This window comes from Nocardia sp. NPDC050718, from assembly GCF_040654235.1.
Classification (GTDB): domain Bacteria; phylum Actinomycetota; class Actinomycetes; order Mycobacteriales; family Mycobacteriaceae; genus Nocardia.
In genome coordinates this window covers 1206502-1226442 of sequence record NZ_JBFAHQ010000001.1, presented here as the reverse complement: position 1 = coordinate 1226442, position 19941 = coordinate 1206502, and the positions used below count along the sequence as shown (strand labels likewise).

Here is a 19941-nt window from a genome sequence, read left to right as displayed (position 1 = left end):
ACGAACCCGCGAAAGGAGGCGGCACCCGATGACCGTGTACCGCAGCTCTGTCGGCGTCACGACCTACACGTTCGACGGCCTGGTCGATCTCCTCGCCAAGGCGACCCCCGAACGCAGCGGCGACCAGCTGGCCGGTTGCGCCGCCGCGACCGATGCCGAGCGGGCGGCCGCGCAGTGGGCCCTGGCCGACGTGCCGCTGACCACCTTCCTCGACGAGGTGGTCGTGCCGTACGAGACCGACGAGGTCACCCGGCTGATCATCGACAGCCACGACCGCACCGCGTTCGGCCCCATCGCGCACCTCACCGTCGGCGGGCTGCGGGACTGGCTGCTCGCGGTCGCCGCCACCGACGACGCGGCGGCCACCCTGGCCGCGGTCGCCCCGGGACTGACACCGGAGATGGTGGCGGCGGTCAGCAAGATCATGCGCAATCAGGATCTGATCGCCGTCGCCAAGGCGACCGTGGTGACCGCGGGCTTCCGCACCACCATCGGCCTGCCCGGCCGGTTGAGCACCCGCCTGCAACCCAACCATCCGACCGACGACCCGCGCGGGATCGCCGCCGCCACCCTCGACGGGCTGCTGCTCGGCTGCGGCGACGCGGTGATCGGCATCAACCCGGCCACCGACTCGCCCCAGGCCACCGCCGATCTGCTGCACCTGCTCGACGAGGTCCGGCTGCGCTTCGACATCCCGACCCAGTCGTGCGTGCTCTCCCACGTCACCACGACCATCGGCCTGATCGAGGCCGGTGCGCCGGTGGATCTGGTGTTCCAGTCGGTGGCGGGTACCGAGGGCGCCAATGCCGGTTTCGGCGTGAACCTGGCGCTGCTGCGCGAGGGCAACGAGGCCGGGCGCTCGCTCGGGCGCGGCACTGTCGGCGACAACGTGATGTATCTGGAGACCGGGCAGGGGTCGGCGCTGAGCGCGAACGCCCATCTGGGCGTGGGTGATCGGCCGGTGGACCAGCAGACCCTGGAGGCGCGCGCCTACGCCGTCGCCAGGGAGCTGCGGCCGCTGCTGGTGAACACCGTCGTCGGGTTCATCGGGCCCGAGTACCTCTACGACGGCAAGCAGATCATCCGGGCCGGGCTCGAGGACCACTTCTGCGGCAAGCTGCTCGGCCTGCCGATGGGCGTCGACGTCTGCTACACCAACCACGCCGAGGCCGACCAGGACGACATGGACACCCTGCTCACCCTGCTCGGCGCGGCCGGTTGTGCCTTCGTCATCGCGGTGCCGGGCGCCGACGACGTGATGCTCGGCTACCAGAGCCTGAGCTTCCACGACGCGCTCTACGCGCGGCAGGTGCTGAACCTGCGCCCCGCACCGGAATTCGAGGCGTGGCTGTCCGGGCTCGGCATGCTCGACGCCAACGGCCGGATCCGGCAGGTGGCGCCGCTGTCGTCACCGCTGCGCGCCCTGGCGGCGAACCGATGAAACCCACTGCGACGAAACCAGTTCTGCGCATCGTGCGATCGAACACCGAGCCGAGAGGACACGTCGTGGGCGAGCCGACACCGGACGAACGGGCCGAAGCCGCGGTGGCCCAGGAGTTCTGGCGCGATCTGCGGCGCAACACCCAGGCCAGGATCGGGCTCGGCCGCACCGGCGACGCCCTGCCCACCACCGAGGTCCTGACCCTGCGGGCCGCGCACGCCGCCGCCCGCGACGCGGTGCACGTCCCGCTCGATGTGGACATCTTCACCGAGCAGATCGCGAGCATGGGCCTGGGCGATCCGGTGACGGTGACCAGCAAGGCCGCCGACCGCTCGGAGTACCTGCGCCGCCCCGACCTCGGCAGGCTGCCCGCCGACCTGTCCGGCCTCGGCGACCACGGGGCCGACATCGGTTTCGTGCTCGCCGACGGGCTGTCCCCGCGCGCGCTCACCGACCACGGCGCGGGCCTGCTCGCGGCCCTGGCCGACGAACTCGCCGATCGCTACACCCTCGCCCCGCCGGTGATCGCCACCCAGGCGCGCGTCGCCCTGGGCGACCACATCGCCGAGGCCATGGGCGTGCGGACGGTGCTGGTGATCATCGGGGAACGCCCCGGCCTCTCGGTCGCCGACAGCCTGGGCATCTACCTCACCCATGCCCCGCGTCCTGGCCGCGCCGACGCCGAACGCAACTGCATCTCCAACATCCATCCGCCCGACGGCCTCACCTACGCCGACGCCGCCCGCGTAGTGGCGGGCCTGGTGGCGGGCGCGCGCGAGCTCGGCCGCTCGGGCGTCGACCTCAAGGACACCTCGCGCACCGGCGCGCTCACCGCCTCCGACCCGCTGACCATCGACGGGGCTTGACTCTCCCCACGCGGGAGAGTCCACGCTGGGTGCCATGAAACTGGACCTGGCCAAGACCGACCGCCCCTACTACACCGCCCCGGCCGACCCCGTCCTGCGCACCTTCCCGACCTACTCCTACCTCACCGCGCCCGGCCGGGGCGCCCCCGGCGGAGCCGCCTACAGCGCGGCCGTCGAATCGCTGTACCGGGCCGCCTACGGCGCGAAGAAGCAGGCCAAGGCCGCCGGCGCCGATTTCGTCGTGCCCAAGCTCGAGGGCCTGTGGTGGGTGGAATCGGACCTGCCGCCGCTCACCGTCCCGCGCGACGAATGGCACTGGAAGCTGCTGATCCGGATGCCAGAGACGGTCACCGCGGACATGGTCGACGGTGTCGGATTCGAGCAGCTCACCGAGGGCGAGGCGATCCAGGTGCTGCACGTGGGACCGTTCGCCGACGAGCCCGCGACCCTGGCCCGGATGGACGCGTACATGGCCGAGCACGACTTGACGATGAACGGCCTGCACCACGAGATCTACCTGTCCGACCTGCGCCGCACCGCGCCGGAAGCGACACGGACGATCCTGCGCCACCCGGTTCGCCGCGAGCGGGAGCCGATCGCTCCCTAGAGTGATCTCCATGATCCGCACCGCCGCCCTCGCCCATGTCCGCGACCGCAGGCTGATCCAGACGCGCCCGGAGGGCAAGGACGTCTTCTACATGGCGGGCGGCAAGATCGATCCGGGCGAAACCCCGTTAGAGGCGCTACATCGCGAAATCGAGGAAGAACTCGGCGTCGGGCTGTCCGGCGTCGCCGAACTCGGCATCTTCGAGGCCGAGGCCTTCGGCCACGGCCGCAACACCGGCCTGCACATGACCTGTTTCCTCGCCGACTTCACCGGCGAACCCCACGCCACCGGCGAGATCGCCGAATTCCGCTACTTCACCGTCAGCGAATACGCCGCCATGGACCACGTGGCCCCCGGCTCCATGATGGTCTTCCGCCGCCTCCACGAACTCGACCTCATCGATTGGTGACCACCCGGACGGTGCGTTGGCTAGATTCGACCCCGGCGGAGGAGGAATGGCGATGCGGATCCGGCATGTGAAGCTGCCAGTGAGCGACTTGCGGCGCAGCGCCGCCTGGTACCGGGAGCTGCTCGGGCTCTCGCTCGCGGGGGAATTCGCGGAGGCGGGCGTGGTGCGCGGCGTGCAGCTGATGCACCCGTCCGGATTCGGGATCGCCCTGCGGGAGCGGGCCTTCTGCGCGGGCACGCCGGATCTGGGTGGATTCGATGTGTTCGCGCTCGAGGTCGACTCGGTCGACGAGCTGCATCGGATCGCCGCGGTGGCCACCGGGATGGGTGCCGAGATCTCCGGAGTGGGTGACCGCGGCGAGTACGGCGCGGCGCTCGACGTGATCGATCCGGACGGGCATGTCGTCCGGTTCCTCGCCAACAACCCGTTCCGGGCCGACCGCTTCCTCGGCGTCGATTTCGACGGCGCGGGCGGGTTCACGGTGTACACCGAGCCGACCCTGCCCGCGCAGGGTTGACCACGCCCGTTTCGGCGAAACATTGTGTCCCGGTGCGACGATCACACTCTCGTGACGGGGACAGAGATATTAGGCAGCACCGAATTGTCCGCGGCCGAGCGCAGGGCGGCCCTGCGCAGGCTCGTGGTCATCTTCGGGTTGATGAACAAGATGATCGAGCTCAGCGCGACCGGCGCGCCACGGCAGCTGGCCGAGCACGCGGCCGCCGCCAGGGATCTGGTCGGCGAGCTGGTGACCGATATCGCGCAGCTGCCCTAGCTCAGTCGGTTTTCGGGGTCTGGGGAGCGCCGTCGCCGGTATCCGGCTCGATGGCGCCCGGTTCCGTGCCCTCGTCGGCCTTCTGGTCCGGTTCCGGGTGCTCGGGCTCGAACGTCTCGGGCAGGCCCTTGAGATGCTTGTTCATCGAGCGCACGAGCAGCACGGTGCCCGCCAGCAGGATCAGGATGACCAGCAGGCCGAGCGGCGACGCCTTGCCGAACTCGGGGCCGGTCGGGGTGTTCTGAGCGAGGTAGACCAACATCACCGGTCGGCGTCCTCGATGCCGGCGAACAGGTCGGTCTCCGGGATGGCGGTGCGCACCCTCGTCTTGGCCAATTCGAACTCCTCGGTCGGCCAGAGCCGCTGCTGCATCTCCAACGGGATCGCGAAGAACGCCCCGTTCGGATCGATCTGGGTCGCGTGCGCGCGCAGGGCGTCGTCACGCTGGGGGAAGTATTTGGAGCATTCGATCTGGGTGGTGACCCGGCCCCAGGAATCGCCGCGCTTGAACTGCTTCATCCGGTCCAGCCACTCCTGCAGCGGGAACGGTTCGCCGATGCGCTCGTACTCCTCGGCGAAGGCCTCCAGGCGCTTCATGCTGAAGCCGTGGTCGTAGTAGAGCTTGAGCGGCGTCCACGGCTCGCCCGCCTCGGGAAACTTCGCCGGATCGCCCGCCGACTCGTACGCGGCCATCGACACCTCGTGGCACCGGATGTGGTCCGGATGCGGGTAGCCGCCGTTCTCGTCGTAGGTGGTGATCACGTGCGGCTGGAACTCGCGCACGACGCGCACCAGCGCCTCGGTCGACTCCTCGAGCGGCACCAGCGCGAAGCAGCCCTCGGGCAGCGGCGGCAGCGGGTCGCCCTCGGGCAGGCCGGAGTCGACGAAGCCGAGCCAGTGCTGGCGCACACCGAGCGCGTGCGCGGCCGCGGCCATCTCCTCGCGCCGGACCTCCTCGATCCGGTCCAGGACGCCGGGGGTGTCCATCGCGGGGTTGAGAATGCTGCCGCGCTCGCCACCGGTCAACGTCACGACCAGGACGTCAACGCCCTCGGCCGCGTACCTGGCCATGGTCGCGGCGCCCTTGCTCGATTCGTCGTCGGGGTGTGCGTGCACCGCCATGAGGCGAAGGCCACTCACGTCTCGTTCACCATCGCTCTCGCTCGCGGGTGTCAGAACTTCGTTCCCTATAGTTCCATCCGACCCCCCGTTTGTTCCGACCACCCCCGGGAGCGAGAAACCGATGACCGAGCCCGCACCGGACTCCGCGGCGACCTCGGCCGCCGCCGCAGCCCGACACGCCGACCGTTACGGCACCAAACCACCGGCGCGTCGGACATGGCTGCTGGTGGTGCTCGGGATCGGTGTGCTGGTCGCCGGGGTCGGCGTCGCCTTTCTGGGGTTCCAGAAGTACGGCCCGAAGGCGATCGAGACCGAGCAGCTCGGCTACGTGGTCGTCGACGACTCGACGCTGACCGTGCGGATGAAGGTCACCCGGGACAACCCGGAGCAGGCCGTCGTCTGCTTCGTGCGGGCCATGGACCGCGACAGCGCCGAGGTCGGCAGGCGCGAGGTGCTCGTCCCCGGATCCGACTCCACCAGCGTCCAGGTGACCACCACGGTCAAGTCCTCCGCGCGTCCGTCGGCGGGCGACATCTACGGCTGCACCGAGCAAGTACCGGGCTATCTGCGCGCGGAATAGCAGCCTCGCCTAGCCTGACCTGCATATTTATGAGACATGCTAAAATGGCCTGATACACGGTTCCGGGGCTCGGAGCCGTGTTTGCTGCATTGGCGGCCAGCGGTGCTGTTTCCGGGTTACGGGTTCACCCCCCAGGATCGCTCCAGCCGTCGGGCTGGTGCATGCCCTCCTCCGGAGGGTATCGCGCCGGTTTCAGGGAATCCCGGTGCGCCGGGAACAACTACTAGGGAGTGATCGAGATGACCGAGAATGTGACCTGGCTTACCCAGGAGTCGCACGACAGGCTCAAGGGCGAGCTGGACTCGCTCATTGCCAATCGTCCGGTCATTGCCGCCGAGATCAACGAGCGCCGCGAAGAGGGCGACCTCAAGGAGAACGGCGGCTACCACGCCGCGCGTGAGGAGCAGGGCCAGCAGGAGGCGCGAATCCGCCAGCTGCAGGAACTGCTGAACAACGCCAAGGTCGGCGTCGCCCCCACCAAGTCCGGTGTGGCTCTGCCGGGTTCGGTCGTCACCGTCTACTACGACGGCGACTCCGACGACACCGAGACCTTCCTGATCGCGACCCGCGAAGAGGGCCTCGGCGCCACCAACCTGGAGACCTACTCGCCGAACTCCCCGCTGGGCGGCGCGCTGATCGACGCCAAGGTGGGCGAGACCCGCGAGTACACGCTGCCCAACGGCAACACCATGAAGGTGACGCTGGTCAGCGCCGAGCCGTACCACGGCTGATCCTGGCCTGACCGAGCCCGCACCGACCGAACCCGAACGCGAACGGCCGCATCCGAACATCGGATGCGGCCGCTTCGTCATCTGGGGGTCCCGGTCAGCTCAGTGCCTGCTCGACATCGGCGAGTAGATCGCTGATGTCCTCGATACCGACCGAGAGCCGCACCAGGTCGGCGGGGACCTCCAGCGCCGAGCCCTCGGTGCTGGCGTGGGTCATCGCGCCCGGGTGCTCGATGAGCGACTCGATGCCGCCCAGCGACTCGGCCAGGGTGAAGATCTCGGTGCGCGAGCAGAACTTCAGCGCCGCCTCGCGGCCGCCGGCTAGCCGCACCGAGATCATGCCGCCGCTGCGGCGCATCTGCTTCTGCGCGATCTCGTAACCGGGGTGGGTCGGCAGGCCGGGGTAGATCACCTGCGAGATGGCCGGGTGGTTGGTCAGGAACTCCGCGATCACCTCGGCGTTGTCGCAGTGCTTCTCCATCCGCACGGCCAGCGTCTTGATGCCACGCAGGGTGAGGAAGGCGTCGAACGGGCCGGGCACGGCGCCGGCGCCGTTCTGCAGGAACGCGAAGGCGGTGTCGAGTTCCTTGCTGTTGGTGATCAGCGCGCCGCCGACGACGTCGGAGTGGCCGCCCAGGTACTTGGTGGTCGAGTGCACGACGATGTCGGCGCCGAGCAGCAGCGGCTGCTGCAGGTACGGGGTGGCGAAGGTGTTGTCGACGACCAGCTTGGCGTCGGCCTCGTGCGCGATATCGGCCAGCGCGGGAATGTCACCGATGCTCAGCAGCGGGTTGGTCGGCGTCTCGATCCACACCAGCTTGGTGTTCGGGCGGATGGCCGCGCGCACCTCGTCGAGGTTCGCGATGTGGGCGGGCGAGTGCTCGATGCCCCACTGGCTGAAGACCTTGTCGATGAGCCGGAAGGTGCCGCCGTAGGCGTCGTCGGGGATCACGATGTGATCGCCGGGGCGCAGCGTGGCGCGCAGCGCGCAGTCGGTGGCCGCCATGCCGGAGGCGAAGGCCCGCGCGAAGCTGCCCGATTCGAGGGCGGCGAGGTTGCCTTCCAGCGCGGTGCGCGTCGGATTGCCGGTGCGCGCGTATTCGTAGCCGCCGCGCATGCCGCCGACGCCGTCCTGGGCGAAGGTGGAGCTCGCGTAGATGGGCACGTTGACCGCACCGGTCTGAGGATCGGGTTCATATCCGGCGTGGATGGCCCTGGTCGAGAATCCCAGCTCACTCATGGCCCCAGACTAGTTGGCCGGTTTCGGGGCCGTGCGCAGGGGTATTCGCGGTGTACCAAGTGCCGGATTCGCCGATGACCGTGCGGCTACGCTGGCGCCATGGTGACTGTCGAAGAGTTGTTCGCGATCGACCCGTTGCTCTCCCCGGAGGAGCGCGAGATCCGCGACACGGTGGCCCGTTTCGGCGAGCGCAGGCTGCGCCCGCACATTGCCGAGTGGTTCGAGGCAGGCACCTTCCCGGCCAGGGAGATCGCCCCCGAACTCGGCAAACTCGGCCTGCTCGGAATGCACCTGGACGGCTACGGCTGCGCCGGCGCCTCGGCGACCGCGTACGGCCTGGCGTGCCAGGAACTCGAGGCGGTCGACTCGGGCGTGCGCAGCATGGTCTCGGTGCAGGGCTCGCTGGCGATGACCGCGATCCACTTCTTCGGCTCCGAGGAGCAGAAGCAGCAGTACCTGCCCGCGATGGCGGCGGGCGAGGTGATCGGCTGCTTCGGTCTCACCGAGCCCGATTACGGCTCCAACCCGGGCGGGATGCGGACCAGGGCCAAGCGTGACGGTGACGACTGGGTGCTCAACGGGTCCAAGATGTGGATCACCAACGGCTCGGTCGCCGATATCGCCGTTGTCTGGGCGTACGCCGAGGAACCGGGCCGGGACAAGCCGCGCGTGCGTGGTTTCCTCGTCCCGGCGGGCACCCCCGGTTTCACCACCCGCGAGATCCATCGCAAGCTGTCGCTGCGCGCTTCCCTCACCGCCGCACTGGATTTCGACGACGTCCGGCTGCCCGCCGACGCGGTGCTGCCCGAGTCGGGTGGCCTGAGCTCGCCGCTGGCGTGCCTGAGCGAGGCGCGCTTCGGCATCGTCTTCGGCGCGCTGGGCGCGGCCCGGGACTGCCTGGCCTCGGCGATCGACTACGCGCGCACCCGCGAGGTGTTCGACAAGCCGCTGGCCGCCTACCAGCTCACCCAGGCCAAGCTCGCCGACATGGCGCTGGAACTCGGCAAGGGCCAGTTGCTGGCGCTGCATCTGGGCCGGTTGAAGGACCGGCACGAGATCACCGGTGAGCAGATCAGCGCGGGCAAGCTCAACAGCACCCGCGAGGCCATCGCGATCGCCCGCGAGTGCCGAACCATTCTGGGCGCCAACGGGATCACGCTGGACTACCCGGTGCTGCGGCACGCGAACAACCTGGAGTCGGTGCTCACCTACGAGGGCACCGCCGAGGTGCATCAGCTCGTGCTCGGCAAGGCGCTCACCGACGCCAACGCCTTCCGCTAGGCGGCTTCGGGCCGGCCGGGTCAGCGCCTGGCCGGCACTCCCGGCCCGCGCCCGGCGACCGGCGCGGGCCGAATCAGGCCGCCCGCGAAGGCGATCGCCAGGATCGAGACCACGACGGTCAGGACCGTGAGCGCGATCGGCACGGTGATCGCTGCCGGGATGCCGAGCACCGTCAACGACGCCAACCCGCCGCAACCCCACGCGAACGCGGCGACGAGGCGGCCGAGCAGCGGGGCGTACGGCGACCGGCGCAGCGACCGGACGACGCCCTCACGCGCCAAATACCCTGCGACAGCAGGAAATATCGGGGTCATGCCGAGCAGCTGGATGGCCGGTTCGGTGACGTCCACTACAGGCCCCTTCGCTCGCCGTGCTGGTTAGCCGAAAGTTGTCTCGAGTCGGTGCTACCCGCTCAGAATCCCCCTGGCGCCCCGTTGACGCAACTCCGCCGCACCCCGCGACCAGCGATAAACCCTTGACGGCGACAGTGATCTGCGACACAATTCTAACTGTGTTAGGTGAAACTACTCGCGATAGGCAAGCCGAACGCCGTGAGGCGACGCGGCGGGAGATCCTGCAGGTCGCGTGGGAACTCGCCAGGGAGAACGGGCTGGCGCAGATCACCCTGCGCGATGTCGCCGCCAGGGTCGGCATGCGCGCGCCCTCCCTCTACACCCATTTCGCGGCAAAACACGCGATCTACGACGCGATGTTCGAGCAGGCGTGGGCCGAATACGAGGCGCACGCGGCCCGGGTCACCGCCGCGTTACCCACCGCGCCGCGGCCCCGGCTGCTCGCGCTCGCCTACAGCTTCTTCGATTACGCGGTAGCGGACCTGGCCCGCTACCAGCTGATGAATCAGCGCACGGTGCCCGGATTCGAGCCGTCGCCCGAGGCGTTCGCGCCGTCGGTGCGGGTGGTCCGCGAAGCCGTCGCCATGTTCGCCGAGGCAGGTGTCACCGATCGGGGTGACATCGAGATCTGGTTCAGCCTGATCGGCGGCCTCATCGACCAGCAACTCGCCAACGATCCGGCCGGCGACAGCCGACGCAGGCTGATCGAACGCGCGATGACCATGTGGGCCGACAGCGTCGGCCTGCCCCCGGAACCGAGGGATCCGCCATGACCACCACGACTCCGGCGCCGACCACTCCGCGCCGCAGCGCCCTGCCCCGCCCCGACTCGATGACGCTGGCCGCGACCGAGTACACCCGCGTCGGCGCCGCCCTCGCGGCGCTCGACCCCGCCGACTGGGACCGGCCCACCGATTGCCCGGAATGGACTGTGCACCAGCTGATCGCCCACGTGGTCGGCATGGCCGCGATGACCGCGTCGCTCCCCGAGATGATCCGGCAGAACCGGGTCGCCGATCGGCGGCCGAACGGCGAGGAACAGCGCATCGACGCGCTGACCGCCTTCCAGGTCGCCCGCTACGGCGTGCACTCCCCCGCCGAGCTCACCGCCCAGCTCGCCCGCCTCGGCCCGCGCGCCGCGGCCGCCCGGCGCAGGCTGCCCGGCTTCCTGCGCAAGCTGACGATGCCCGGCTCCGAGCGGGTCAACGGCGCCGACGAGCGCTGGACGGTCGGCTACCTGACCGAGGTGATCCTCACCCGCGACCCGTGGATGCACCGGATCGACCTGAGCCAGGCGACCGGGCGACCACTCGAGCTCACCGCCGAGCACGACGGACGCATCGTCGACGATGTCGTCCGCGAGTGGGCCCAGCGCCACGGCGCCCCCTACCGGCTCACCCTGCACGGCCCGGCGGGCGGCACCTGGGCGAGCGGCCCGACCGCGGCACCGGCCATCGAGCTGGACGCGATCGAGTTCTGCCGCATCGTGTCCCGGCGCGCCGACGGCTCCGGCCTGCTGAACACCGAGGTGCCGTTCTGACCGACTAGCCGACCGCGGGCAGCTCCAGGTTCTCCCGGTAGGTGCCGGCCAGGTAGTCGCTGTCGACCAGCCCGCGCCCGCGCAGTTCGGGCAGCAGGCCGTTGACGACGAAGTCGCGGGTGCGCTCCTCGGCCAGGCCGCCGAGGGAGATCACGTCGAGCACGTTCGCCCGGTAGCGCTCCTCGATGGCGTCGGCGAGTTGTTCCGGGGTGCCCGCGGCGGCCCAGTGGCCGGTGTCCTTGGCGGCGACGACGAGTTCGCGCAGCGTGGCGCCGGTGGCGGCGAGCTTGCTGAAGATCTCCACCCGGCCCCGGCGCCGATGCACCGTATCGAGGTGCGGGAGCAGGCTTTCCGGGAGCGCCTTGTCCAGCGGCAGCTCGGACAGGTCGACGCCGCCACCGAGTATGTCGGCCAGCTGACGGCGGCCCGCGTCGAAGTCGGTGGCCTCGGCCGCCTCGCGGACCAGCCGGGCGGCCTCGGCCTCGGTGGCGCCGTAGGTGGCGTGGAAGGAACTGAAGATGAGCGGCAGCCCGTCGGGCCTGCCGAGTTCCGCGGCGCGGGTGCGGATCTTCTTCGTGTAGGTGACCGCGTCCTCGAGCGTCGGCAGCGAGGTGAACACCACCTCGGCGAACCGCGCGCCGAGCTCGATGCCGCCCGCCGACTGCCCGGCCTGGAACTGCACGGGCCTGCCCTGCGGCAGCGGCGGGATGTTCAGCGGCCCACGGACCGAGAAATACTGTCCCGCATGGTCGATCGGCCGGACGAGCGCGTCGTCGAGCACCGCGCCACCGTTCCCGTCGGGCCGCAGGGCGCCGGGCCGCCAGCTGTCGAACAGCGCGTTGACCACGGCCAGCACCTCGCCGGCACGGGCGTAGCGCGCCTCCGGGCTCGGCAGGTCACCGTCGCCGTAGTTCTCCTCGCCGAGGGAGGAGGTCACCGCGTTCCAGGCCGCGCGGCCGTTGCTGACGTGATCGAGGGTGCCGAACAGCCGAGCCAGATTGTAGGGATGATGGAAGGTCGTGGTGACCGTCGCGATGAGACCGACGTGGGTGGTCACCGCGCTCAACGCGGCCAGCTGGATCAGCGGTTCCTGCGCCCCGATCGCCCCCTGGGCCCCGAAGGCGAGCAGGTCGGCCGCGAACACCGCGCCGATCTTGTTGTCCTCGGCGATCCTGGCGATCCGCCGCGCCTCGTCGAGGGTGGAGCGAGCCGGATCGAGCGCGGCGGCGTAGACGTCACGCGACCCGCTCACCCCGGTAACCGTCTTCAACTTGCGGCGTTCGGTGCCCATGCCGCCAGTCCAGCAGGGCAGCCACGACCTCGACCATGGTTGCGCTCACCATAATTCGAGCGGAATGCGCGATAGCGCCGGGTGTGCCGTCGATGGGGTCTTGCGCCGCGTCGCGATCTCGGTCATCGTGTAAGTAAGTGGTTACTTATGACGGAGGTGCCGTGACCCCGACATCGCGAGAGCGAATCATGACCGAGGCCTTGCGGCTGTTCGGGGAACAGGGGTTCGCCAAGACCTCCGTCGCCCAGATCGAGCAGGCGGCGGGCCTGTCGGGCGGGTCGGGGGCGCTGTACCGGCACTTCAAGTCCAAGGACGAACTGCTGGTCCGCGCCGTGGCGACCCGGCTCGAGGATCGCGGCGAGTGGGTGCGATTCATGGCACCGGAGTTCTCCATCGCCGCGGCGATGGAGGCGCTCACCTCCGGCGGCGACCTCGTCGACAAGCTCGTCGCACTGTGCCGGATCGGCCTGGCGCGTCTCGACCACGACCGCGATGTGACCCGGATCCTGTTGCGGGACAACTCGATCCCGGCCGAGCTGCTGGAGGTGTTCCGGCAGCAGGAGTACGCGGTGGTGATGTCGGCGGTCACCCGCGGACTGACCGAACTGGCCGGTCCCGGTGCGCGCGTTCCGAAGTGGGACGCCACCGCCGCCGTCCTGGTCGGCGCGCTCGCGCACTTCTGGATGATGCGCGACATCTTCGACGGTGGACACCCGGCGAACGTCGACACCGACAGCTATCTGCGCGCCACCGCGGAGATGATCGCCGCCCGGCTCGACCGGGCGGGTACCGAGGGAGAGGACAGCTGATGAACACACCCATCACCGTTGTCGGGGGCGGACTGGCCGGGCTCACGGCCGCGATCGCCGCAGCCGAGACCGGAGCGCCGGTCGTGTTGTACGAAGCGCACCGCACGCTCGGCGGACGCGGGCGTGCCACTCCGGTGCCACACGTGGCGCACGAGGGCCCGCACGTGTTCTACGCCGACGGGCCGCATTACCGCTGGCTGAAGAAGCGCGGATTCGTCGCCGGTCTCGGCTTCCCGTCGATCGGGGCGGCGGTGAAGATCGGTTTCCGCGCCGACGACCGCATCAGGAAGGCCCCGCCATCGGGAATGCTGCGCGCCCAGTCGCGCAAGTGGCTGCAGGCCCCGGTCGACGTCGACTTCCACAGTTGGGCCGCCGATCGATGGGGTGACCGCACCGCCGCTCAGATCGCCAACGCGATCAGCGTGGTCACCTACGACGCGGACACCGGCCGCCTCTCGGCCGCCTTCGTCTGGGACCTGTTCCAGCGCGTGCTCGGACCCGCCGTGCCGGCGGTCAGATGGGTGCGCGGCGGCTGGCAGCAGACCATCGACCGGATGGCGGCCCGCGCCTGCGCGCTCGGCGTTGCGATCGAAACCGGATCGCGGTTGGACACGTTGCCCACCGGCGGTCCGGTCATCGTCGCCACCGACCTGGACTCCGCGCGGCGTCTGCTCGCCGACGACACCCTGTGCGGCACCAGCGGTTTCACCGCGCTGCTCGACCTCGGCGTGACCAAGGACCGCCGCGACCGCAACCTGGTCTTCGATCTGGACGCGGGCGGCTTCCACGAGAGCTACACGATGCAGGACCACACCATCGCTCCCACAGGTGAGTCGCTTTTCCAGCTCCAGATGCCGGTGCGCGACAACGAGTCCCGCGACGACGCGCACCGTCGGCTGGCAGCCTTCGCCGACGCCGTCGTGCCGGAGTGGCGCTCCCGCACCACGTTCCATCGGACGGCGACAGCGAAGGGCCGCACCGGCGCCCTCGACCTGCCCGGCACGACCTGGCGCGACCGGCACGCCATCGATCGTGGCGACGGCGTCTATCTGGCCGGCGACATGGTGGCGGCGCCGGGGATGCGGGGCGAGATCTCCATCAACAGCGCGCTGACCGCCGCCGCCGCGGCGGTCGCGGCGGCCGGGACCGGCGCGCGGCGCCGCGTGGGCACCGTCTGAGCGCGGCCCCGCCACGGCCGCCGGTCAGCGGGTTCGAGAGTGAGGCGGAGCAGGCGGCGAGCCTGTTCGGCGTCACTCTCGCCCGCGTTGGCGATCGCGACGGTCGCCGGACCTTTCCGGAGCCGGGCGCGTCACGGTAGCCGAAATTCGGTTGCGTGGGTGGTCGTCCGGTTTCTAAGGTGTGCCGCATGTCGTGCCAAGTATTCATTCGCATCCGCTACGTCCGGGCTCTGGCCCGCTAGCGGACGCGGATATCGCATCGGCGTCCACCGGCGCGCCCAGGGCCCATCGAGCTCTCATTCACTCGATGACCCGAAGGGGCAACTGCCGTGGCGCAGGATTTTGCACACCGAAACTACTCACACACTCAGCGCAAGGTCACCGGGCACAGCGGCGGCCGGACGTCGCGTGACCTGGCGAGACGGACGCTCTCGCAGAACTTCCTGGTGGATCGGACCGCCGTCGACACGATGATGACGGTCGCCGATCCGGCGGGCGAGGTCCTCGAGCCCGGCGCGGGCGAAGGCGTTCTGACGCGGGCGCTGGCAGGCCGTGGCGCGCGGGTCACGGCCTACGAGATCGATCCGCTGCTGGCGGCGAAGCTCTCGGCGCAGACCAGGGCCGAGCGCGGAATCAGCGTGGTGCGTGGCGATTTCACGAAGGCCAAGGCGCCGCGGACGCCGTTCGCGGTGGTGGGGAACATCCCGTTCTCGGTCACCGCCGAGATCGTCGACTGGTGCCTGGCCGCGCCGGCGCTCACCTCGGCGACCCTGCTCACCCAGCGGGAGTACGCGCGCAAACGCACCGGCGACTACGGTCGCTGGAGTCTGCTGACCGCGACGAGCTGGCCGTGGTTCGACTGGCGGCTGCACGGCCAGGTGCACCGCACCAGCTTCCGTCCGGTCCCCGCCGTCGACTCCGCCATCCTGCGGATCGATCGGCGCCCGGAACCGCTTGTTGCCCACCGGGATTCCTACACCGACCTGGTGCGCACCGGATTCTCCGGCATCGGCGGCACGGTGCGCGCCTCGCTGCGCACCAGATATCAAGGCGTGGACGCAGCCCTGGCCGAGGCGGGCATCGCCCGCGACACCGTGGTCGCCTACGTCCACCCGGAACAGTGGGTGGCACTGCACTCGGTGCTGACGGGCTAGCCGTTCCGCGGTGCCGTCCCCTGGGCGGCACCGCGGGGTCGGGCAGGTCGCTGGATCGAGCCGGTCCGCCACTGCGCGACCGGTGCCTCCGGAGAGATGTTCCGGCCGGTCAGCCCCTGCCTTCGCTCAGCCCTGTGCCCCGAGTTCTCTGGTCAACGTGATGAGGAACTTGGACGCGGTTCGGATCTGCGAGTCCGATACCTGGAACTCAGTTCGACCGGCGCTGATCCTCGACTGTTGCAAGTTGATCTGAGCCGTCTGTATATCGAGAGTGCCCTGCCAACCATCAACCTGGGTAAGAAGGTATACCGCGCCGGCCGCCTTCTTTATCCACACCTTCTCGTCCGTCCCGGACAGCGAGATGTAGCCCAGGTCGTCCTTCAGTAAGGCGGGCTTCGACTCGTTCGGCACCAATGCCCGTAGGCGCGTTTGCCCCACCGCAAGATTGTCCTGCGTAATGGTGCAGTGCGCTCCCAGCCCAATTTTTTCGTCGGGCGCTTCGGATCCGTATTCGATACCCGCAGAGGATATTCCGAGATCTTTCGAGAAGAAGGCCAGCGTCCGATCGCACTGCTCGCGACGAGCATGGCTCGACTCTGTCATCGCAGGACTTTCCGAAGAACTCAGCCCGCACGACGACATGAGCGAAACTGCGATTGCTGCAACGGCAGCGCGTCTCGCAAATATGCTCACTGTCGTCGTCGGAGACCGAACCGAATTCCGAATCCCAGCACGCAAGTCGGCGATCAGCCTGCTCAGTGGCCGATAGAGCCGGTGCTGAGGAAGCCGAGGAGGTCGTGGCGGGTGATGACGCCGACCGGCTTGCCGTCCTCGACGACCATCAGGGCATCGGTGTCGGACAGGGCCTTGGTGGCGGTGGAGAGGGGCTCGCCCGAGCCGATCAGCGGGAACGACGGGCTCATGTGCTGGGCCACCGAATCGGTGAGCTGCGCGCGGCCCTCGAAGACGGCCGAGAGCAGGTCGCGCTCGGTGACACTGCCCGCGACCTCGCCCGCCATCACCGGCGGCTCGGCGCCGACGACCGGCATCTGCGAGACGCCGTACTCGCGCAGGATCTCGATGGCGTCGCGCAGGGTCTCCGACGGGTGGGTGTGCACCAGATCGGGCAGCTCGCCGGACTTGCCGCGCAGCACGTCACCGACGAGCGGTTCCGGACCGGCCTCCAGCGGGGTGGTGAGGAAGCCGTAGGAGCTCATCCACTTGTCGTTGAAGATCTTCGACAGGTAACCGCGGCCACCGTCGGGCAGCAGCACCACGACCACGGCGTCGGGATCGCGGCGGGCGACCTCGATCGCGGCGACCACGGCCATGCCGCAGGAGCCACCGACCAGCAGGCCCTCCTCGCGGGCCAGGCGGCGGGTCATCTCGAAGGAGTCGGCGTCGGAGACGGCGATGATCTCGTCCGGGATGGTCGGGTCGTAGGCGGAGGGCCAGAAGTCCTCGCCGACCCCCTCGACCAGGTACGGGCGACCGGTGCCGCCCGAGTACACCGACCCCTCGGGATCGGCGCCGACGATCTTCACCTTGCCGCCCGAGACCTCCTTGAGGTAGCGGCCGGTGCCGGTGATGGTGCCGCCGGTACCGACACCGGCGACGAAGTGGGTGACCTTGCCTTCGGTGTCGCGCCAGATCTCGGGACCGGTGGTCTCGTAGTGGCTGTCCGGACCGCCCGGGTTGGCGTACTGGTTGGGCTTCCAGGCGCCCTCGATCTCGCGGACCAGGCGATCGGAGACGTTGTAGTAGCTGTCCGGGTGCTCCGGCGGCACGGCGGTCGGGCAGACCACGACCTCGGCGCCGTAGGCACGCAGCACGTTGCGCTTGTCCTCGCTGACCTTGTCCGGGCAGACGAACACGCACTTGTAGCCGCGCTGCTGGGCGACCAGCGCGAGACCGACACCGGTGTTCCCCGAGGTGGGCTCGACGATGGTGCCGCCCGGCTTCAGCAGCCCTTCCTCTTCGGCGGCATCGATCATCTTGACCGCGATCCGGTCCTTGGAGCTGCCGCCCGGGTTGAGGTATTCGATCTTGGCGGCGACCAGGCCCGCGTTCGGGCCGACCACAGAGTTCAGCCGAACCAGAGGGGTGTTCCCGATGAGGTCGACGACATGATCCGCGATACGCATGCCCCCATCGTTGCAGAGCCGTAGCTCGGCGTCGCGACCTGGTCGGATCCTGTGAGCAGTGGCACCACCGGCGGCGCCGCGCTGGGCCGGTTCGGGATCTGCTGCCCCGCCGATGCACACCGTAGAATTTTCGAATGTGAGCGCACCTCGAATCAGCTGGCGGACGGCGGTCGTCACCGGCGCCACCACCGTGCTCGCCGGATCGAGCGCGGGCACCGTCTCGTGGGCGACCTACCGGCTGCTGATGACCCAGGCCGGGGCGGCGCGGGCGGTCATCGGGCGCGACACCTCCAAGCCGCCGGAGGCCGACGGCGTCTACGCCCCGGGGGCACAACTACCCGAACTGTGGCGCAAGGGCGTGCCGAGCGACCTGCACCTGATGGTCTTCGGCGACTCCACCGCCGCCGGGCTCGGCTGCCTCGGGGCCGCCGATGTGCCCGGGGTGCGGCTGGCGCGCGGGCTGGCCGAGGCGACCGGGCTGCGGATCCGGCTCAGCACCAAGGCGATCTCCGGGGCCACCTCCAAGGGGCTCGCCGGACAGGTGGACGCGATGTTCGTCGCGGGGCCGCCGCCGGACGCCGCCGTCATCCTGGTCGGTGCGAACGACATCACCAAGAAGCACTCCATCCGGGCCTCGGCGCGCAGGCTGGCCGCCGCGGTGTCGCGGCTGCGCGAGGCCGACGCGCTGGTCGTCGTCGGCACCTGCCCGAACCTGGGCACCGTCACCGCGATCCAGCAGCCGCTGCGCACGGTGGTGGCGAACTGGAGTGTGCGCCTGGCCAAGGCGCAGACCGTCGCGACCACGCTGGCGGGCGGGATCGCGGTGCCGATGGGTTCTCCGCTGGTCGCCTCGGAGTTCCGCGCGGCCCCGGAGATCCTGTTCGCGACCGATGGATTCCATCCCTCCGCGGCGGGGTACGAATTGGCGGCGGCTCAGCTGTTGCCCGTCCTCGTCGAAGCCGTGCAGACCCGCCCTGGTCTTCCCGTCGCGCACGGCGAGACGTAGATTCCAGAAAGACCGGCTTGTAAACGCCGTTCACTGAACCACCCGAAAAGGAGTCCTCATGCCCGAGGCCGTAATCGTCTCCGTCGCCCGTTCCCCCATCGGCCGTGCCGTCAAGGGTTCCCTGGCGGGTATGCGTCCGGACGACCTGACCGCCCAGATGGTGCGGGCCGCGCTGGCCAAGGTCCCCGCGCTCGACGCGAGCTCGATCAACGACATCATGCTGGGCACCGGCTCCCCCGCGGGTGAGGGTGGCTTCGGCATGGCTCGCAACGTCGCCGTGCAGCTCGGCCTCGACACCGTGCCGGGCACCACCGTGCAGCGCTACTGTGCGTCGTCGCTGCAGACCACCCGGATGGCCTTCCACGCGATCAAGGCCGGCGAGGGCGACGTGTTCGTCTCCGCCGGTGTGGAGACCGTCTCCCGCTACGCCCGGGGTTCGGCCGACAGCTGGCCCGACACCAAGAACCCCGAGTTCGCGCAGGCGATGGCCCGCACCGCCAAGACCGCCGAGGGCGGCGCCGGCGTGTGGCACGACCCGCGTGAGGACGGCCTGCTCCCCGACACCTACATCGCGATGGGCCAGACCGCCGAGAACGTGGCGTCGCTGACCGGCATCTCCCGCGAGGACCAGGACCACTGGGGCGTGCGTTCGCAGAACCGCGCCGAGGAGGCCATCAAGAACGGCTTCTTCGAGCGCGAGATCACCCCGGTGACCCTGCCCGACGGCTCGGTCGTCAGCAAGGACGACGGCCCGCGCGCCGGCGTCACCTACGAGGCGGTCAGCCAGCTCAAGCCGGTCTTCCGTCCCGACGGCACCGTCACCGCCGGTAACTGCTGCCCGCTCAACGACGGCGCGGCCGCGCTGGTCATCATGAGCGACACCAAGGCCAAGGAGCTGGGCCTGACCCCGCTGGCCCGGATCGTCTCCACCGGCGTCTCCGGCCTGTCCCCCGAGATCATGGGCCTCGGCCCGGTCGAGGCCGTCAAGCGCGCGCTGGCGCTGGCGGGCAAGTCGGTCTCCGACATCGACCTGTTCGAGATCAACGAGGCCTTCGCGGTGCAGGTGCTCGGCTCGGCGCGCGAGCTGAAGATCGACGAGGACAAGCTCAACGTCTCCGGTGGCGCCATCGCGCTGGGCCACCCGTTCGGCATGACCGGTGCCCGCATCACCGCCACCCTGCTGAACAACCTGCAGACCCACGACAAGCAGTTCGGCGTCGAGACCATGTGCGTCGGCGGCGGCCAGGGCATGGCCCTGGTGATCGAGCGCTTGAGCTAGGACCTCCGACAAACACGAAAGCGGCCCCGAGCAGATTGCTCGGGGCCGCTTTGTTGATCTCGTGAGCACATGGGTAACTCACCGGGTACCGGCTAACCCAACATCCGCTCCGCCGCCGGCCGCGTTCGTGGTCGCCAC

23 protein-coding genes are annotated in these 19941 nt (G+C 69.7%); 16 read left to right on the top strand and 7 right to left on the bottom strand.

Going from position 1 to position 19941, the window contains the following annotated elements:
* Positions 1 to 28 precede the first annotated feature (28 nt).
* From AB0H54_RS05685 to AB0H54_RS05660, 6 genes are all read left to right on the top strand, one after another.
* Positions 29 to 1441 carry an ethanolamine ammonia-lyase subunit EutB gene (locus tag AB0H54_RS05685; RefSeq protein ID WP_357342993.1) on the top strand — a complete coding sequence of 471 codons (1413 nt, stop codon included), beginning with the start codon at positions 29 to 31 and terminating at the stop codon, positions 1439 to 1441.
* Positions 1442 to 1545: 104 nt separating this feature from the next.
* Positions 1546 to 2307 carry an ethanolamine ammonia-lyase subunit EutC gene (gene eutC / locus AB0H54_RS05680; protein WP_357344212.1) on the top strand — a complete coding sequence of 254 codons (762 nt, stop codon included), beginning with the start codon at positions 1546 to 1548 and terminating at the stop codon, positions 2305 to 2307.
* A gap of 34 nt (positions 2308 to 2341) precedes the next feature.
* Positions 2342 to 2914, top strand: coding sequence for a GyrI-like domain-containing protein (locus AB0H54_RS05675; protein WP_357342991.1), 573 nt, complete (start codon positions 2342 to 2344; stop codon positions 2912 to 2914).
* A 10-nt stretch (positions 2915 to 2924) separates the two neighbouring features.
* Positions 2925 to 3323 carry an NUDIX domain-containing protein gene (locus tag AB0H54_RS05670; protein ID WP_355273161.1) on the top strand — a complete coding sequence of 133 codons (399 nt, stop codon included), beginning with the start codon at positions 2925 to 2927 and terminating at the stop codon, positions 3321 to 3323.
* Positions 3324 to 3375: 52 nt separating this feature from the next.
* Positions 3376 to 3840 (top strand): VOC family protein, encoded by a 465-nt coding sequence (locus tag AB0H54_RS05665; protein ID WP_357342989.1) that lies wholly within the window; start codon positions 3376 to 3378, stop codon positions 3838 to 3840.
* An 84-nt stretch (positions 3841 to 3924) separates the two neighbouring features.
* Positions 3925 to 4098 carry a hypothetical protein gene (locus AB0H54_RS05660; protein ID WP_355273166.1) on the top strand — a complete coding sequence of 58 codons (174 nt, stop codon included), beginning with the start codon at positions 3925 to 3927 and terminating at the stop codon, positions 4096 to 4098.
* Between the two features lies 1 nt (position 4099).
* On the opposite strand, the gene AB0H54_RS05655 is transcribed toward AB0H54_RS05660, so the two are convergent.
* Both AB0H54_RS05655 and mca read right to left on the bottom strand, forming a co-directional pair.
* Entirely contained in the window at positions 4100 to 4360 is a 261-nt protein-coding gene (locus AB0H54_RS05655; protein WP_355274601.1) for a hypothetical protein, read from the bottom strand.
* On the bottom strand, positions 4360 to 5220 hold the full coding sequence (gene mca / locus AB0H54_RS05650) for a mycothiol conjugate amidase Mca (RefSeq protein WP_357344210.1): 861 nt from the start codon (positions 5218 to 5220) through the stop codon (positions 4360 to 4362). The genes AB0H54_RS05655 and mca overlap by 1 nt, the downstream gene beginning before the upstream one ends.
* 121 nt (positions 5221 to 5341) lie before the next feature.
* On the opposite strand from mca, the gene AB0H54_RS05645 reads away from it, so the two are divergent.
* Positions 5342 to 5800 carry a DUF4307 domain-containing protein gene (locus AB0H54_RS05645; RefSeq protein WP_357342987.1) on the top strand — a complete coding sequence of 153 codons (459 nt, stop codon included), beginning with the start codon at positions 5342 to 5344 and terminating at the stop codon, positions 5798 to 5800.
* Between the two features lie 239 nt (positions 5801 to 6039).
* A complete protein-coding gene (greA, locus tag AB0H54_RS05640) occupies positions 6040 to 6531 on the top strand; it encodes a transcription elongation factor GreA (protein WP_110036717.1) in 492 nt (163 codons plus the stop codon).
* 94 nt (positions 6532 to 6625) lie between these two features.
* Here the strand turns inward: greA and AB0H54_RS05635 are convergent, their stop codons facing one another.
* On the bottom strand, positions 6626 to 7768 hold the full coding sequence (locus tag AB0H54_RS05635; protein WP_355273174.1) for a cystathionine gamma-synthase: 1143 nt from the start codon (positions 7766 to 7768) through the stop codon (positions 6626 to 6628).
* A 99-nt stretch (positions 7769 to 7867) separates the two neighbouring features.
* Between AB0H54_RS05635 and AB0H54_RS05630 the strand changes: the two genes are divergently transcribed.
* Positions 7868 to 9049 carry an acyl-CoA dehydrogenase family protein gene (locus AB0H54_RS05630; protein ID WP_357342984.1) on the top strand — a complete coding sequence of 394 codons (1182 nt, stop codon included), beginning with the start codon at positions 7868 to 7870 and terminating at the stop codon, positions 9047 to 9049.
* Positions 9050 to 9069: 20 nt separating this feature from the next.
* Here AB0H54_RS05630 and AB0H54_RS05625 read toward each other — a convergent pair whose 3' ends face one another.
* Positions 9070 to 9399, bottom strand: coding sequence for a hypothetical protein (locus tag AB0H54_RS05625; protein ID WP_357342982.1), 330 nt, complete (start codon positions 9397 to 9399; stop codon positions 9070 to 9072).
* Between the two features lie 161 nt (positions 9400 to 9560).
* On the opposite strand from AB0H54_RS05625, the gene AB0H54_RS05620 reads away from it, so the two are divergent.
* Together AB0H54_RS05620 and AB0H54_RS05615 are read left to right on the top strand one after the other, a co-directional pair.
* Complete coding sequence (locus AB0H54_RS05620; RefSeq protein ID WP_357342980.1) at positions 9561 to 10175, top strand: TetR/AcrR family transcriptional regulator; 615 nt, start codon at positions 9561 to 9563, stop codon at positions 10173 to 10175.
* A complete protein-coding gene (locus tag AB0H54_RS05615; RefSeq protein WP_357342978.1) occupies positions 10172 to 10942 on the top strand; it encodes a maleylpyruvate isomerase family mycothiol-dependent enzyme in 771 nt (256 codons plus the stop codon). Before AB0H54_RS05620 ends, AB0H54_RS05615 begins: the two co-directional genes overlap by 4 nt.
* 4 nt (positions 10943 to 10946) lie before the next feature.
* Here the strand turns inward: AB0H54_RS05615 and AB0H54_RS05610 are convergent, their stop codons facing one another.
* On the bottom strand, positions 10947 to 12233 hold the full coding sequence (locus AB0H54_RS05610; protein ID WP_357342976.1) for an NtaA/DmoA family FMN-dependent monooxygenase: 1287 nt from the start codon (positions 12231 to 12233) through the stop codon (positions 10947 to 10949).
* 161 nt (positions 12234 to 12394) lie between these two features.
* Between AB0H54_RS05610 and AB0H54_RS05605 the strand changes: the two genes are divergently transcribed.
* The 3 genes from AB0H54_RS05605 (at position 12395) to erm (ending at position 15374) form a co-directional block, all read left to right on the top strand.
* Positions 12395 to 13042 (top strand): helix-turn-helix domain-containing protein, encoded by a 648-nt coding sequence (locus AB0H54_RS05605; RefSeq protein ID WP_357342974.1) that lies wholly within the window; start codon positions 12395 to 12397, stop codon positions 13040 to 13042.
* On the top strand, positions 13042 to 14220 hold the full coding sequence (locus AB0H54_RS05600) for an NAD(P)-binding protein (RefSeq protein WP_357342972.1): 1179 nt from the start codon (positions 13042 to 13044) through the stop codon (positions 14218 to 14220). Before AB0H54_RS05605 ends, AB0H54_RS05600 begins: the two co-directional genes overlap by 1 nt.
* 329 nt (positions 14221 to 14549) lie before the next feature.
* Entirely contained in the window at positions 14550 to 15374 is an 825-nt protein-coding gene (erm, locus tag AB0H54_RS05595) for an ErmE/ErmH/ErmO/ErmR family 23S rRNA (adenine(2058)-N(6))-methyltransferase (protein WP_357342970.1), read from the top strand.
* Positions 15375 to 15500: 126 nt separating this feature from the next.
* On the opposite strand, the gene AB0H54_RS05590 is transcribed toward erm, so the two are convergent.
* Both AB0H54_RS05590 and AB0H54_RS05585 read right to left on the bottom strand, forming a co-directional pair.
* Entirely contained in the window at positions 15501 to 15977 is a 477-nt protein-coding gene (locus AB0H54_RS05590; protein WP_357342968.1) for a hypothetical protein, read from the bottom strand.
* A gap of 152 nt (positions 15978 to 16129) precedes the next feature.
* Positions 16130 to 17518 carry a cystathionine beta-synthase gene (locus AB0H54_RS05585; protein ID WP_355273193.1) on the bottom strand — a complete coding sequence of 463 codons (1389 nt, stop codon included), beginning with the start codon at positions 17516 to 17518 and terminating at the stop codon, positions 16130 to 16132.
* A gap of 136 nt (positions 17519 to 17654) precedes the next feature.
* On the opposite strand from AB0H54_RS05585, the gene AB0H54_RS05580 reads away from it, so the two are divergent.
* Both AB0H54_RS05580 and AB0H54_RS05575 read left to right on the top strand, forming a co-directional pair.
* Positions 17655 to 18524: an SGNH/GDSL hydrolase family protein gene (locus AB0H54_RS05580; protein ID WP_357342966.1), complete on the top strand. Its 870-nt coding sequence runs from the start codon at positions 17655 to 17657 to the stop codon at positions 18522 to 18524.
* Between the two features lie 58 nt (positions 18525 to 18582).
* A complete protein-coding gene (locus AB0H54_RS05575; RefSeq protein ID WP_355273198.1) occupies positions 18583 to 19803 on the top strand; it encodes an acetyl-CoA C-acetyltransferase in 1221 nt (406 codons plus the stop codon).
* The last annotated feature ends 138 nt before the right edge of the window (positions 19804 to 19941 follow it).

Bases quoted from the DNA above. Each gene is read 5' to 3' on its own strand.
- AB0H54_RS05655 (WP_355274601.1), bottom strand. From the start codon at position 4,360: ATGTTGGTCTACCTCGCTCAGAACACCCCGACCGGCCCCGAGTTCGGC.
- AB0H54_RS05610 (WP_357342976.1), bottom strand. From the start codon at position 12,233: ATGGGCACCGAACGCCGCAAGTTGAAGACGGTTACCGGGGTGAGCGGG.
- AB0H54_RS05575 (WP_355273198.1), top strand. From the start codon at position 18,583: ATGCCCGAGGCCGTAATCGTCTCCGTCGCCCGTTCCCCCATCGGCCGT.
- AB0H54_RS05585 (WP_355273193.1), bottom strand. From the start codon at position 17,518: ATGCGTATCGCGGATCATGTCGTCGACCTCATCGGGAACACCCCTCTG.
- AB0H54_RS05590 (WP_357342968.1), bottom strand. From the start codon at position 15,977: ATGACAGAGTCGAGCCATGCTCGTCGCGAGCAGTGCGATCGGACGCTG.
- AB0H54_RS05635 (WP_355273174.1), bottom strand. From the start codon at position 7,768: ATGAGTGAGCTGGGATTCTCGACCAGGGCCATCCACGCCGGATATGAA.
- AB0H54_RS05630 (WP_357342984.1), top strand. From the start codon at position 7,868: ATGGTGACTGTCGAAGAGTTGTTCGCGATCGACCCGTTGCTCTCCCCG.
- mca (WP_357344210.1), bottom strand. From the start codon at position 5,220: ATGGCGGTGCACGCACACCCCGACGACGAATCGAGCAAGGGCGCCGCG.
- greA (WP_110036717.1), top strand. From the start codon at position 6,040: ATGACCGAGAATGTGACCTGGCTTACCCAGGAGTCGCACGACAGGCTC.
- AB0H54_RS05685 (WP_357342993.1), top strand. From the start codon at position 29: ATGACCGTGTACCGCAGCTCTGTCGGCGTCACGACCTACACGTTCGAC.
- AB0H54_RS05670 (WP_355273161.1), top strand. From the start codon at position 2,925: ATGATCCGCACCGCCGCCCTCGCCCATGTCCGCGACCGCAGGCTGATC.
- AB0H54_RS05600 (WP_357342972.1), top strand. From the start codon at position 13,042: ATGAACACACCCATCACCGTTGTCGGGGGCGGACTGGCCGGGCTCACG.
- AB0H54_RS05675 (WP_357342991.1), top strand. From the start codon at position 2,342: ATGAAACTGGACCTGGCCAAGACCGACCGCCCCTACTACACCGCCCCG.
- AB0H54_RS05645 (WP_357342987.1), top strand. From the start codon at position 5,342: ATGACCGAGCCCGCACCGGACTCCGCGGCGACCTCGGCCGCCGCCGCA.
- AB0H54_RS05665 (WP_357342989.1), top strand. From the start codon at position 3,376: ATGCGGATCCGGCATGTGAAGCTGCCAGTGAGCGACTTGCGGCGCAGC.
- AB0H54_RS05615 (WP_357342978.1), top strand. From the start codon at position 10,172: ATGACCACCACGACTCCGGCGCCGACCACTCCGCGCCGCAGCGCCCTG.